The organism is Flavobacterium shii (assembly GCF_025847235.1).
GTDB classification, from domain to species: Bacteria; Bacteroidota; Bacteroidia; order Flavobacteriales; family Flavobacteriaceae; genus Flavobacterium; species Flavobacterium shii.
This window is the reverse complement of sequence record NZ_JAOZEW010000019.1, coordinates 1-15,322: the sequence shown is the minus strand read 5'-3', so window position 1 is coordinate 15,322 and position 15,322 is coordinate 1. Positions and strand designations below refer to the sequence as shown.

The 15,322-nt window shown below is 34.3% G+C and carries 8 protein-coding genes; 6 read left to right on the top strand and 2 right to left on the bottom strand.

Going from position 1 to position 15,322, the window contains the following annotated elements:
* Together OIU83_RS16935 and OIU83_RS16930 are read right to left on the bottom strand one after the other, a co-directional pair.
* Positions 1-1,839, bottom strand: a complete 1,839-nt coding sequence (locus tag OIU83_RS16935; protein ID WP_264207446.1) for a RagB/SusD family nutrient uptake outer membrane protein — start codon at positions 1,837-1,839, stop codon at positions 1-3.
* A 36-nt stretch (positions 1,840-1,875) separates the two neighbouring features.
* Positions 1,876-4,851, bottom strand: coding sequence for a SusC/RagA family TonB-linked outer membrane protein (locus tag OIU83_RS16930; RefSeq protein WP_264207445.1), 2,976 nt, complete (start codon positions 4,849-4,851; stop codon positions 1,876-1,878).
* A 236-nt stretch (positions 4,852-5,087) separates the two neighbouring features.
* Between OIU83_RS16930 and OIU83_RS16925 the strand changes: the two genes are divergently transcribed.
* From OIU83_RS16925 to OIU83_RS16900, 6 genes are all read left to right on the top strand, one after another.
* On the top strand, positions 5,088-6,119 hold the full coding sequence (locus OIU83_RS16925; protein WP_264207444.1) for a LacI family DNA-binding transcriptional regulator: 1,032 nt from the start codon (positions 5,088-5,090) through the stop codon (positions 6,117-6,119).
* Positions 6,120-6,451: 332 nt separating this feature from the next.
* Positions 6,452-7,801: an MFS transporter gene (locus OIU83_RS16920; protein ID WP_264207443.1), complete on the top strand. Its 1,350-nt coding sequence runs from the start codon at positions 6,452-6,454 to the stop codon at positions 7,799-7,801.
* Between the two features lie 106 nt (positions 7,802-7,907).
* Positions 7,908-8,564, top strand: coding sequence for a beta-phosphoglucomutase (gene pgmB, locus OIU83_RS16915; protein WP_264207442.1), 657 nt, complete (start codon positions 7,908-7,910; stop codon positions 8,562-8,564).
* Positions 8,565-8,774: 210 nt separating this feature from the next.
* A complete protein-coding gene (locus OIU83_RS16910; protein WP_264207441.1) occupies positions 8,775-11,075 on the top strand; it encodes a glycoside hydrolase family 65 protein in 2,301 nt (766 codons plus the stop codon).
* Positions 11,076-11,121: 46 nt separating this feature from the next.
* A complete protein-coding gene (locus tag OIU83_RS16905) occupies positions 11,122-13,236 on the top strand; it encodes a glycoside hydrolase family 97 protein (RefSeq protein ID WP_264207440.1) in 2,115 nt (704 codons plus the stop codon).
* Positions 13,237-13,325: 89 nt separating this feature from the next.
* Positions 13,326-15,188, top strand: a complete 1,863-nt coding sequence (locus OIU83_RS16900; RefSeq protein WP_264207439.1) for a glycoside hydrolase family 13 protein — start codon at positions 13,326-13,328, stop codon at positions 15,186-15,188.
* Positions 15,189-15,322 lie beyond the last annotated feature (134 nt).

Sequence of the window (15,322 nt, the reverse complement as noted above, 5' to 3'; positions counted from 1 at the left end):
TTAGTATCCTGGATTTTGCTTCAATGTTGGATTTGCCTGAATATTTGTTGATGGAATAGGCATTAAGTCTCTAAATGATGCCGTTGTACCACCATTTTGCGTTCCACCTTTCCATTGCCAATTTTTAGAACTACCTGTAAATTTTCCAAAACGGATTAAATCAGTTCTTCTGTGACATTCCCAATACAACTCTCTTCCTCTTTCATCCAAAAGAAAATCAAGAGTTAATCCTGCTGTTCCAATAGGTGCCGCATTTGCTCTGGCTCTAATCTGGTTTACATAACCCAAAGCAGTTGCTATATTTCCTGTTGATGCTCCTCTTACAGTTGCTTCAGCATACATTAAATAAGCATCTGATAATCTAAACATAGGAAAATCAGTATCTGGGATATCACTTCTTTGTGCTGCAGATCCATCAGAATTAACATTAACAAATTTTGTTATAGCATATCCATCTTTAAAAACTCCAATATTATTAATATCCAAAGATTGACCTGGTGTGTAAGAAGAAATTCTTTTATCAGTCCAGGTAACTTGTTTTCCTAATGAAACTGGTTTATTATTTCCGTTTGGAACTGCAACTGGCAAACCGTTTAAAGTTATTGTACCATCTGTTAAACTAAATAAATAAGTACTATTAGGATTAAATCCAGGTTCTTTCTCATTTTTATCATTTGAATCAAAAATCAAACCGTCTTTATTAACCAGAATTCCTGTTTTAGTAACATTGCTTTTACCCTTACTTTGGTAAAATTCAAATTGACCTGAAGGTGTACCAAAACTAGCTACAAACTCTTTTCGGGTTCTTGTACCTTCCCATCCACCTGTTAAACCCAGATAAGGAGCATCCATACTACCACCAATAGCAGCGTGAATAATAAAACTCATTCCTCCACCTGCAGCTCTAATAGCATTACCATCGCTTATAATTGGGAAAATAAATTCACTTTGAGCACCATTTCTATCATTATCTGCAGAGAATAAATAACTGTAAGGAATATTTGCAAATGTGTATCCTGAATTAATAACCTCACTACACAATGTTGCAGCTTCATTATTTCTGTCTACTCCTGTATATACTTTGGAATTCAAATAAATCTGAGCCAATAAAAATTTGGCTGCCGTTTTATCAACTCTACCATATTCATTTGCTTTCGAAGCAACCATGCTCTTGTCTAAATCTTTTAACTCCGATTCAATAAAAGCAAAAACTTCTGCTCTTGTTCTTTGCACCGGATAAAACAATCCAACTGGATCCGCTTCAGTCGTAATTGGCACATTCCCGAACAAATCCATTAAATTATAGTATGAAAATGCTCTTAGGAAACGAGCTTCTGCTCTAAAAGCAGCAATCTCAGTTTTCAAGTTAGCATCAACACCTCTTGCGGTTAACTTTTCATCTGAAGTTTGTCTCAAAAACTCATTAGCAATACTAATTTCGTAGAATGCTCTTGAAAAAGTTCCTGATAAAAATGCATTATCAGGTGCCCAGCTCTGTGTGTTCAATGTAGGCAAAGTACCATCGGCCCAACCGATGATTGCTTCATCTGTAGGAAGCTCTTGTGTTACAAAAAGTAATCTTAAGTAACTACTAAAGTCTCCCCCAAGTCCGCTAATATCCGGTTTACCATCTCCGTCATTACCTCCCACATATAAACCTGCGTATAATTTTGCTAATACTTGTTTGTACGAAGTTGGATCTTTAAAAAAGTCCTCCGATAAAAATTCATTTTTATCACGCGGAGTCACATCAAGGTCGCTCGTACACGAAGTAAGTGTCATATTTAATCCTAAAATGAATAGGAGAAAATAAGATATATGTTTAAATGATATTTTCATTTTGTATATTTTAAAATTTTGTTTTTCAGTGTACTACTAGAAATTTGCATTTACTCCAAACAAGAAAGTTCTGGCTCTTGGATAAACATTATTATCGATTCCATTGAATTTCTCAGGATCTAAACCATCATATTTCGTAAGAACAAAAACATTTTGAACTCCTAATGTAAATCTCAAAGAAGCAGCTTTTATTATTGATTTATCGAAAGTATAACCAAGGGTAACATTATCTAATTTTATAAAAGAAGCATCTTTTATATAATAATCAGATAAATAACGCATTGTACCATTATCTTCATAAGTAAAACCAGTGTTAAGATAATCTGAACTTACATTGGACAAATCGCTTTGTCTTCTTAAACCTGCATCCGAGTATCCTAAATTTGAATTTACGTTATCAAAAATATAATTCCCTAAACTTGCTCTCCAGTTCATTGTAAAATCAAACTTTTTATAGTTCAAAGTAGTGAAGAAACCAAAAGTGTAATCTGGTGTAGGTTTATGAGCTCTGTAACGATCTCCATCATCAATTTTTCCATCACCATTTCTATCTACGTAAGCTCCTGCAACTGGTTTATTATTAGCATCATATAATTGCTCATATACTAAAAATGAATTTGGCGCATATCCTACCGAATTAATTTGGATTTTATTTTGCCCACCTCCAGCAATATTATCTCCTGCTAAATATCCTTGAAAACCATCAACAGTCGTTCCTAGATTAGTGATTTTTTGGTCTATATAAGTCGCATTAAAGGCAACATTCCAAGTTAGGATATCATTTTTAATAATATCTGATTGAATACTAAATTCAACCCCTTTGGTTCTAACGCTACCAACATTATATATCCCAGAATTTCTTATGTTTGCTCCGTCCGGAACTACAACCTCTGCCAATAAATCACTTGATTTTTTATCAAAGTAGTTGATTGTTCCTGTAATTCTATCATTAAAGAAACCATAATCAACACCTAAATTCATCTCTGTCAATTCTTCCCACTTAATGTTTTCATTATACCCTTCTGGTCTCGCCGTTCTATAAACAGTATTTCCAAAAAGATATTGAGAATTAATCGTACCAAGAGTTACCCTTCTTAAGTAATCATATTGAGCTGGAATATCTTGTTGTCCGGTTGTACCATATCCGAATCTTAATTTTAAACTTGACATTGTTTCATTCCCTTTTAAGAAAGATTCTTCGGCTACGTTCCAAGCTAGAGCAACACCTCCAAAGTTACCCCATCTGTTTTCTTTAGAAAAACGTGAAGTACCATCTCTTCTATAATTCAATGTTACTAAATAACGACTGTCATAATTTAAGATCAAACGACCAAAATAAGATTGTAAGTTAACATCCGGATCAATAGTAGTTAACTCATTAGGAGTTGGCTGTCTAGTCTCTCCCGATTCGTATTTTTCTTTTTGAAACATCTGGTAGTTATAACCTGCAGTTGCATCAAGTTTAAATTTTCCTAAATCCTTAGTATAATTAAAATACGCATTTAAGTTTTTATTCTGAAGCGCATTTGTATAACTATTATAGTTTCCAAAATTTGCATAACCTACCTCATTAAAAGCTTTTGGCTGGTATCCTAAAGCACTTAGTGTACTTTGTTCATTATATCCGCTGCTATCAAATCTATCAATACCCGCTTCTACAACAGCTCTCAAATCTTCAAGGAAATGGAATTTATAATCTATTCTAACGTTACCCCATTTTCTGGTAGAAGTAGCTCTTTTATCTTCTTGATTTAATCTCGCCACAGGATTTCTCGCTGGCAATAATGGTAAATTCCCTGTAGGATCCAACCATTCAAAATATCCTCCATAACGAGAACCTGCCTGATAAACAGATTGCGTAGGATCAAAACTAAGTGCTCCACCTATAACTGCTCCTTCATCTTGAAATTGGTTTTTACCAAAAGATAAATTACCGTTAATATCAATTTTTAAATGATTATCAAATAAAACCGGATTTAACGATATCGATGTCGTAGTTCTTTCAAAAGAAGTGTTTCTTAGGATTCCTGGATTATTAACATTTCCAACAGATAATCTTACTGGCAATTTATTGAATAAAGCACCACTTACAGATATATTATTGTTGGTTGTTAAAGCAGTATGGAAAATTTCATCTTGCCAATTTGTGTTTGCAGTTCCTAATAACGCTTTTTGCGCAGGAGTACCTTTTGTATTTACCAATTCACGAAACTGGTCTCCGCTTAATACATCAACTGTATTAGCGACAGTGTTAACTCCCACCTGAGAACTAAAATTAACTTTCACACCACCTTTAGTACCTTTTTTAGTAGTAATAACAATTACACCATTTGCTGCTCTGGATCCGTAAATCGCTGCTGCAGATGCGTCTTTTAAAATCGTAAACGACTCTATATCATTAGGGTCAATAGTAGATAATATACTCGTAGATCCACTAGGAACGGCATTACTTAAAGGAAGACCGTCCAAAACGATTAATGGCTCATTAGAAGCTGTTAGTGAAGATCCTCCACGAATTCTAATATCTGCTTTTGCACCCGGTGCACCTCCACCTGTTACATTAACACCCGAAATACGACCGCTAATTAAACTTTCTGGAGTTACGTTAATACCTTTGTTAAATTCTTTCGCCGAGATTTGTGATACAGAACCTGTTGCATCTTTTTTCTTAACAGTACCGTAACCTACTTGTATTACAATTTCCTTAAGCTGATTTGCATCCTCTTCTAAAGAAATACTTACATTTTTTTGGCCTGCGAAAGTGATAGTAGAACTAGCATATCCAATAAAAGAAACAATGATTTTATCACCATTCTTTACATTTCCAAGCTTAAACTTTCCATCAAAATCTGTCGAAGTACCATTGGCACCCCCTTGTACATTTACATTTACTCCTGGTATTGGCTGAGCTGTTGCTTTGTCCAGAACAATCCCGTCTAATGTACTCTGAGCAAGTACACTAAAAGGCAAGAGTAACAATAAAAATAACAACTTTTTATAAATTGTTTTCATACTTTTTGTTTAAATTAAAATTGAGTTTTGGTTTATTATTTTACTTTTATTTTTACTTCGAATTTCAAAATTAAGGATTTATTAACGTGCCCGACACATGGCAATTTTTATTGGTTTACGAAAACGTGATAGTGTTGAAAACTTTCTATATTATATAAGTTTTTAGGCATAATACTGTCATTTTTAAAAATAAACCATATCTTTATTAACAAAACAATTTTTTCCATATCAACAGTATGAAACGCAAAATAACCCTTAAACAAATTGCGAAGGAGCTTGATGTATCTATTTCTACCGTCTCAAAATCACTTCGAAACAGTCTGGAAATCGGAGAAGATACCCGATTAAAAGTGCAGGCTTTCGCCAAATTCTACAATTACAAACCCAACAATATTGCACTCAGTTTAAAGAATCGTAAAACCAAAACAATTGGTATTATTATTCCCGAAATTGTACACCATTTTTTCTCAACAGTCATTAATGGAGTAGAACAAGTAGCCAACGAAAATGGCTACAGTGTTATCATATGTCTATCTGATGATTCATTTGATAAAGAAGTACTTAACATGGAAATGCTAGCCAACGGAAGTATCGATGGATTCATCATGTCTTTATCCAAAGAAACGCAATTTAAAGGCGATTTTCATCATATAACCGAAGTTATAAATCAAGGAATGCCAGTTGTCATGTTCGACCGCGTTACAAATGAAATTTTATGTGACAAAGTAATCATCGATGATAAAGCGGCAGCCTATGAAGCCGTTCAAAGTTTAATTGATAAAGGGCGCAAAAAAATCGCCTTAGTTACAACAGTGGATTATGTAAGTGTTGGAAAACTCAGAACAGATGGATACACAAAAGCATTATTAGACAACGACATACCTTTTAACGAAGACCTTATTATTAAAATAGAAGATGTAGATACTTGCGAAATAATCATTAGTCGGTTATTAGAAGATCGCGCTATAGATGCCGTTTTTGCTGTTAATGAACTTTTTGCCGTAACTATAATTAAAACAGCAAACAAAATGGGACTTAGAGTTCCTGAAGATGTAGCTGTTATCGCATTTACAGATGGAATTATATCCAAATATTCGACTCCAACTATTACTACTGTAAGCCAGAGTGGGAACAAAATGGGGAATAAAGCTGCAAAAATGTTAATAGATCGCCTGGAATCAGAAACCGAAGAAGGCGAGGAAGAAGAAGAGAACTACAAAACAGAAGTCATTGAAACCCACCTTATAGAAAGAGAATCTACCGACTAAAAAAGCTTTTATAAAACATCCAAAAAAGAGTTCCTAACTTAAAAACTGTCTATAAAAAGAACGCAGATAATATGGATTTTCTCTCTATTGTTATTAAAAATCCGTTTTTAATCCGCGTCATCTGCGTCCCTTTGACAAAGAGTTAGATAACATTAATACTCTTATATATTTAGGCACTAAAACACATTAATTAATTTTAATGTGTTTTTATTTGTTTCTTTAGAAAAATAATTTATAAATTTACGCCAGCTCAAAACTTTTACTTTTACTTCGAAAAATAAGTTAAGTTTTGATAAGCAAAGCGCTTATCGTACATTCATTAAATTACGATAATGGAAAAGCGTAAATTAAGTTTTTGGGAAATCTGGAACATGAGTTTCGGTTTCTTAGGAATACAAATGGGGTTTGCTTTACAAAATGCAAATGCCAGTAGAATTCTTCAAATTTTTGGTGCCGACGTACACGAACTTTCATGGTTTTGGATAATTGCTCCTTTAATGGGATTAATTGTTCAACCTATCATTGGACATTATAGTGATAAAACCTGGGGAAAATTTGGTCGAAGAAAACCATTTTTTCTAGTAGGCGCTATTCTAGCTTCGGTTGGATTAATATTAATGCCACAAGCAAACATATTTATTTCTGTTTTACCTGCATTATGGGTTGGAGCCGGAATGCTTATGATTATGGATGCTTCATTTAATATTGCCATGGAGCCATTTCGTGCTTTAGTTGGTGACAACTTAAGAACAGATCAGCGTACAGCAGGATTTAGTATCCAGACAGCTCTTATTGGTTTTGGAGCCGTAATTGGTTCGGCATTACCGTATGTATTAACCAAATGGTTTGGGGTTTCTAACAGTACCGTTCCTGGTAGTGTCCCTTTAAATCTTACACTTTCCTTTGTTTTGGGAGCTGTTGTTTTAATTGGATCTATTCTGGTAACTTTATTTACAACCAAAGAATATTCTCCCGAAGAACTAGAACTTTTTGAAGATCCTCAAAGTGAAGTTGATATTCCTTCTGAAGAAAAATCAAAACTTACAGACATTTTTACCGACTTTGCAAAAATGCCAACCACTATGCGCCAACTTAGTTGGGTGCAATTTTTCTCTTGGTTCGGGCTTTTCGGTATGTGGGTATTTAGTACCCCTGCAATTGCACATCATATTTACGGATTACCATTAAACGACAATTCAAGTCAAACCTATCAAGATGCTGGGGATTGGGTTGGAATTCTTTTTGGAGTTTACAATCTTGTTTCGGCAATTATAGCCTTATTTTTTCTTCCGATGATTGCAAAAAAAATAGGACGAAAATCTACTCACGCCCTTTCATTAGTGATTGGCGGAATAGGTTTAATCTCTATTTATTTCATGCCCGATGAAAACTGGGTTATCCTCTCGATGGTATTAATTGGTGTGGCTTGGGCTAGTATTCTGGCAATGCCATACGCTATTCTGGCTGGATCTATTGCGCCTAAAAAAATGGGAGTTTACATGGGGATATTCAACTTCTTTATTGTAATTCCACAAATAATAAACGCAATAATCGGAGGACCAATCGTAAAATATCTTTATAACGGTGATGCTATGTACGCCTTAATCACGAGTGGAGTCAGCTTTTTGATAGCCGCAGTTTTAGTGTACAAAGTAAAAGATGTAGATGACGTTAAAATCTAAAAATCTCATCTAAGAACTTTCTCCTTCTGATGAAATAGAAGTGATTTCCTGACAATCAAAATTTAAATACTTTTTCGAAAGAAATACAAAATAAGCATATTATTAAATGAATACAAAAGCGTTTATATTCGACCTAGACGGCGTAATTGTTGACACGGCTAAATATCATTATTTAGCGTGGCAAAAAATTGCAAATGCATTAAACATTGACTTTACACACGAACACAACGAACTCTTAAAAGGAGTGAGTCGTGTACGTTCTCTAGATATTATTCTGGAATTAGGAAACATTCAAGCTTCACAAGAAGATAAAGATAAATGGCTCATCCAAAAAAATGAAGACTATCTTACTTATTTAGTAGATATGGATCAAAGCGAAATCCTTCCTGGAGTCTTAACTATTCTACAATTTTTAAAAGAAAAAAATCAAGCTATTGCATTAGGTTCAGCTAGTAAAAATGCCCGTCCGATTCTAGAAAAAACAGGAATCATATCCTATTTTGATGTTATTGTAGACGGTAATGACGTTACAAATGCCAAACCAGATCCAGAAGTTTTCTTAAAGGCAGCTCGATTATTAAACATAAACCCAGAAGACGCTATCGTTTTTGAAGATTCAGTTGCAGGAGTTCAAGCAGCCAATATCGGAAAGATGACAAGTGTTGGGATTGGTTCTAAAACGGTCTTGCATGAAGCAAAATACATCTTTGAGGATTTTACCTTAATAGACGAAAGCTTTATTAACGACTTAATTAGTCAATGAGAAAATTTGATAATTAGATAATTCTTAAAATCAATATCATCTAATTAAAAAATCATTACAAATCATCTAATCAACAAAACAGTAAAACAATCAGCAATTAAAGATAAAATCAAATTAGAAACGTCAAACAATAATTATCAGATATCAAATTATCTGATTGACACATTATCTAATTACCCTTAATTGCCTAATTATCTAATTAAAGAAGAAATGAATCAAGATTATATAAAACCAGACAATTGGTCAATAATAGAAGAAGGCTTTGATGTCGAAAGAGTTAAATCATCTGAAAGTCTTTTTAGTATCGGAAACGGTGCTATGGGACAACGCGCCAATTTTGAAGAAAAATACTCCGGAGAAACTTTCCAGGGAAGTTATATTGCCGGAATCTATTATCCAGACAAAACCAAAGTAGGATGGTGGAAAAACGGATACCCAAAATATTTTGCCAAAGTACTTAATGCTCCAAACTGGATTGGTATCAATATTGAAATTAACGAAGAAGCTTTCGATTTAAATTCTTGTACTGAAGTAAAAAACTTTCGCAGAGAATTAAACATGAAAGAAGGTTGGTACAATCGTTCATTTGAAGCAACATTAAAAAACGGAACTGAAATTGCTGTTAACGTACGTCGTTTTCTTTCTTTAAACCTGGATGAAGTTGGTATTATCAAATACGAAATTACCCCATTAAACAAAGATGCAAAAATTCTTTATAAACCTTATTTGGATGCTGGTGTTACCAATGAAGATGCCAACTGGGAAGAAAAATTCTGGGAACCACTTGAAGTAAAAAAAGGAACAAACGAAGCTTATGTAACAGCTCAAACTTACAAAACGCACTTTAAGGTTACGACTTTTATGCACAATAGTATTTTTGCTAATAACGAAAATATAAACATTTCGCCTTCTACAATAGATTCTTCATCAGATAAAGTAGAATATACTTATGGTGTAATCATTGCAAAAGGACAAACCTCATCTATACAAAAAATTGGTGGTTATACGGTTTCATTAAACCACACCAACACACTTGCTGCAGCCGAAAAAGCAATTAAAGAAGCATTAAGCAAAGGATATGACCAATTATTGCAAGAGCAAATCGAAGCTTGGGCAAAAATTTGGGAAATGTCAGACATTACCATCGATGGAGATGTAAAAGCACAACAAGGAATTCGTTTCAATATCTTTCAGTTAAACCAAACCTATTCAGGAAAGGACAACCGATTAAATATTGGACCAAAAGGTTTTACTGGAGAAAAATACGGCGGATCTACCTATTGGGATACCGAAGCCTATTGTATTCCGTTTTACATGGCTACCAAAGACCAACAAGTTGCCCGAAATTTATTAACTTATCGTTACAACCAGTTGGATAAAGCTATTGAAAATGCCAAAGATAATTTGGGTTTCAAAGATGGAGCTGCTTTATACCCAATGGTAACCATGAATGGTGAAGAATGCCATAACGAATGGGAAATCACGCATGAAGAAATCCACAGAAACGGTGCGATAGCTTTTGCCATTTTCAACTATAACCGTTACACAGGAGATTACTCTTATATTCCAGAAAAAGGATTAGAAGTATTAATTGGTATTGCCCGTTTTTGGCACCAAAGAGCTTCATTCTCTACAGCCAAAAATCAATATGTGATTTTAGGAGTTACAGGTCCTAACGAATACGAAAACAACATCAACAATAATTTCTATACCAATTATGTTGCTAAATGGTGTATAGATTATGCCGAAGAACAAATTACAAAAGTCACAGCCGAATATCCTGCTGACCACAAAAGAATTATCGAGAAAGTACAACTTACTGAAAACGAAATTCAGGAATGGAAAAAAGTAGCTAATAATATGTACTTCCCATTTTCAGAAGAACATAATGTTTACTTACAACAAGACGGATTTTTAGATAAAGATTTAGTTCCTGTAAAAGATTTAGACCGTTCGCAACGTCCAATAAACCAAAAATGGTCTTGGGATCGCGTATTACGTTCGCCATATATTAAGCAAGCCGATGTATTGCAATGTTTTTACTTTTTTGAAGAGCACTTTTCAAAAGATGAACTATTGCGTAATTTTGAGTTTTATGAATCTTTTACCGTACACGAAAGTTCACTTTCACCTTGCGTACACTCCATTCAGGCAGCAGCTCTGGACAAAATGGATATGGCATATACATTCTACCTAAGAACTTCTCGTTTAGACTTAGACGATTACAATAAAGAAGTGGAAGAAGGTTGTCATATTACATCTATGGCAGGAACCTGGATGAGTATTGTAGAAGGTTTTGGAGGAATGCGTGTAAAAGATGACACCTTACATTTCTCTCCAAAAATTCCGAAAGAATGGACTGGATATTCATTTAAAATCAATTTTAGAAATCAAATTCTAAAAGTATCAATAAACCATGACGAAACTACGTTTTCTGTAGATGGAGATGCCGACTTAGCCATTATCGTTAATGGCCAAACCGTAGTTGCTACTAAATATGCTTTGGCATAAATAGTAGTTCCTAATATATTTTTATAACATTTTTTAATTAAACAACATGAAGAATTTCATTTTCACAGCCTTCATTCTGGTTGCATTTTGTAACATTACAAAAGCACAACAACTAAAATCGCCAGAAGGAAAATTTGTCATGGAGTTTTCGCTACAAAGCGATGGAACTCCAACTTACAATCTTAAATACAAAAACAAAGAGGTTGTAAAATCTAGTAAGTTGGGACTTGAGCTTAAAAACGATAAAAAATCGTTACTAAATGACTTTACGGTTATTGATACAAAAACTACAACTTTTGACGAAAACTGGAAACCAGTTTGGGGAGAAGTAGCTTCTATACGCAATCATTACAATGAACTTGCAGTAACCTTAAACCAAAAAGGAACAGACAGACAATTGTTAATCCGTTTTCGTTTGTTTGATGATGGACTTGGATTCCGTTATGAATTCCCTACTCAAAAAAACCTTACGTATTTTGTAATCAAAGAAGAAAGAACGCAATTTGCAATGACGGGCGACCATACTGCATTTTGGATTCCTGGTGATTACGATACACAAGAATACGATTATACAAAATCGAAACTATCTGAAATTCGCGGATTATCAGAAAAAGCATATACTGCAAACGTATCTCAAAAGTCTTTTTCTCCTACAGGAGTTCAGACTTCGCTTATGCTAAAAACTGCCGAAGGTGTATATATCAATCTTCACGAAGCTGCATTAATCAATTATTCATGTATGCACTTAAACCTTGATGATAAAAACATGGTTTTTGAATCTTGGTTAACTCCAGATGCAAAAGGTGATAAAGGATACATGCAAGCACCAAGTCACTCTCCTTGGAGAACAATTATTGTTAGCGATGATGCAAGAGAAATTCTTAATTCAAAAATGACATTAAACCTAAACGACCCTTGTAAAATTGAAGATACATCTTGGATAAAACCAGTTAAGTATGTAGGTGTTTGGTGGGAAATGATTACAGGAAAAAGCTCTTGGTCATACACTAACGATTTCCCAACAGTACAACTTGGAGTATCTGATTACGCTAAAGCAAAACCAAACGGAACACACGGAGCAACTAATGCTAACGTAAAAAAATACATAGACTTTGCTGCTCAAAATGGTTTTGATGCCGTACTTGTAGAAGGTTGGAATGAAGGCTGGGAAGACTGGTTCGGACATTCAAAAGATTACGTTTTTGATTTCGTAACTCCTTACCCAGATTTTGATGTAAAAGGATTGCACGCTTACGCAAAATCTAAAGGTGTAAAAATCATCATGCACCACGAAACTTCAGGTTCAGTTCGTAACTACGAACGCCATATGGATAAAGCATACCAATTCATGAAAGACAATGGATACGATGCTGTAAAAAGTGGTTATGTAGGTGACATCTTGCCTAGAGGAGAAAACCATTATGACCAATGGATTGTAAACCATTATCAATATGCTTTAGAGAAAGCTGCTGAATATAAAATTATGGTTAATGCGCACGAAGCAGTACGCCCAACAGGTATTAGCAGAACATATCCTAACTTAATCGGTAACGAATCTGCAAGAGGAACAGAATACCAAGCATTTGGTGGTTCTAAAGCAAATCACGTAACAATCTTACCATTTACAAGATTAATTGGTGGACCAATGGATTATACCCCTGGTATTTTCGAAATGGATATTAGCAAACTTAATCCAGATAACAAGTCACATGTAAACAGTACAATTGCTAATCAATTAGCATTATACGTTACTATGTACAGCCCATTACAAATGGCAGCCGATCTTCCTGAGCACTATAACAAATTTGCAGATGCTTTCCAATTCATCAAAGATGTTGCTATCGATTGGGATGAAAGTAAATATATTGAAGCAGAACCAGGTGATTATATTACTGTAGCTCGTAAAGCAAAAGGCACTAACAACTGGTTTGTAGGTAATGTAAACGGAGATGTTAGTCGTACATCAAACATCAACTTTGATTTCCTTGAAAAAGGAAAAAAATACACAGCAACAATTTATGCTGATGCAAAAGATGCACACTACAAAACAAACCCACAAGCTTACACTATCAAGAAAATAGTAGTAACAAATAAATCTAAATTATCACAGTTATCTGTTCCAGGTGGTGGTTATGCAATTAGTATAATCGAAACTAAATAATTTTTTAAAGACAAGTGATTCCCTCAGAATTACTTGTCTTTTTTTCATAACTCTCTTTTGTCACATCGAGAATAATTACATTTAAAATTATGAATGCAACAACACTCAACCATTCAATCTATAAAATAATCCTATTAGTTTTATTGTTTTCTGCTTCCGCGAAAGCGCAAGTACAAAAAACAGAGCCACCTTTTTGGTATGCTGGCATGAACAATCCAGAACTACAGATTATGTTCTACGGGAAAAACATTTCCCAATACGAACCTACTGTTTCTAATAATATAACTATTAAAGACATTAAAAAAACCGAAAATCCTAACTACATTTTCGTAACAATTGACACTAAAGACATTCCTGCATCTGAGTTAGTTTTTTCATTTAAAAACAAAAACAAAGTTGCATTTACACAAAAATACTCTTTAAAAAAAAGAAGAGAAAATTCTGCTCAACGCAAAAGTTTTGATGCCTCCGATGTGATGTATTTAATCATGCCAGATCGTTTTGCAAATGGTAATCCTAAAAACGATAGCGATGCTTCTTCAACAGAAAAAGGAAACCGTCAAGATCCAAGCGGACGTCATGGCGGTGATATCGAAGGAATCATCAAAAACTTAGATTATATTTCATCTCTAGGCGCAACAACTATTTGGAATACGCCTTTAAACGAAGACAATGACAAACAACATTCGTATCACGGCTACGCCCAATCGGATGTGTATAAAATAGATCCTCGTTACGGAACAAACGAAGATTACGTGCGCTTGGCTGCCGAAATGCATAAAAAAGACATGAAACTGGTTATGGATTATGTAACCAATCACTGGGGAATCACACATTGGATGATAAAAGATATGCCAACAAAAACTTGGTTTAATCAGTTTGAAACCTTCACACAAACACACCACCGTCGCGAAGTAATTACAGATATTCACGCTTCAAAATTAGATCAGGAAGTTTGTATTGATGGTTGGTTTGTACCTTCAATGCCAGATTTAAACCTAAGAAATCCTTTAGTAGCAAAATACCTAACTCAAAACGCAATTTGGTGGATTGAATATGCAGATCTTGACGGATTTAGAGTAGACACTTACAACTATTCAGACCCTGCTGCAATGGCAAATTGGGCAAAAGCGATTACCAATGAATATCCAAACTTTAATATAGTTGGAGAAATCTGGATGCACAATCAGGCTAATTTAGCATTCTGGCAAAAAGACAGTAAAATAGGCGCAATCGAAAACTACAATTCGAATTTGCCAAGTGTAATGGATTTTACATTACATAATCAAATTGGGTCTGCTTTTAACGAAAGTGAAGCAACTTGGGACAATGGTATGATTAAATTCTACAATAATTTTGCTTTAGATTATTTATACCCGAACCCAGACAATATTTTGGTCTTTGCCGAAAATCACGACACAAACAGAATCAATGATGTTTATAAATACGATTTCGCTAAATACAAATTGGCAATGACTTTAATGGCAACCGTTCGTGGAATCCCACAATTGTATTATGGCTCAGAAATCGGAATGGGTGGCGATAAAGGTAAAGGCGATGCCGATATTCGACAAGATTTCCCTGGCGGATGGAATGGCGATAAAAACAATGCTTTTACCGCAGCAGGAAGAACTACTGAACAAGCTAAATATTTCGATTTTACTTCAAAATTATTCAAATGGAGAAAATCAAATGAAGCAGTTCATTTCGGGAAAATGACACATTATATTCCCGAAAACAACACCTATGTTTATTTTAGATATACAGATGCAAAAACAGTGATGGTAGTTTTTAATAATAATGCAAAAGAGCAATCGCTTAAAACAAATCGTTTTAAAGAAAACATCAAAAACTTTAAATCAGGCAAAGACATCCTTACAGGAAAAACATTCGATTTAACATCTGAAATTACTTTAGAACCAAAATCTGCAATAGTATTAGAACTAGAATAAAAAGCTAAGCTTTACATTATTTGTAGCTAGAAATATATTTAGCCACAGATTATAATGATTAAATGGATTTAAAATCTGTACGAGTCATTATAATTTGTGGCTTTTTTTATAAAGCTTTGCGAACTTTGCGTAAG

What these genes read in the sequence shown, in the direction of transcription:
- OIU83_RS16935 (WP_264207446.1), bottom strand. Translation starts at nt 1,839, where the DNA reads ATGAAAATATCATTTAAACATATATCTTATTTTCTCCTATTCATTTTA.
- OIU83_RS16930 (WP_264207445.1), bottom strand. Translation starts at nt 4,851, where the DNA reads ATGAAAACAATTTATAAAAAGTTGTTATTTTTATTGTTACTCTTGCCT.
- OIU83_RS16925 (WP_264207444.1), top strand. Translation starts at nt 5,088, where the DNA reads ATGAAACGCAAAATAACCCTTAAACAAATTGCGAAGGAGCTTGATGTA.
- OIU83_RS16920 (WP_264207443.1), top strand. Translation starts at nt 6,452, where the DNA reads ATGGAAAAGCGTAAATTAAGTTTTTGGGAAATCTGGAACATGAGTTTC.
- pgmB (WP_264207442.1), top strand. Translation starts at nt 7,908, where the DNA reads ATGAATACAAAAGCGTTTATATTCGACCTAGACGGCGTAATTGTTGAC.
- OIU83_RS16910 (WP_264207441.1), top strand. Translation starts at nt 8,775, where the DNA reads ATGAATCAAGATTATATAAAACCAGACAATTGGTCAATAATAGAAGAA.
- OIU83_RS16905 (WP_264207440.1), top strand. Translation starts at nt 11,122, where the DNA reads ATGAAGAATTTCATTTTCACAGCCTTCATTCTGGTTGCATTTTGTAAC.
- OIU83_RS16900 (WP_264207439.1), top strand. Translation starts at nt 13,326, where the DNA reads ATGAATGCAACAACACTCAACCATTCAATCTATAAAATAATCCTATTA.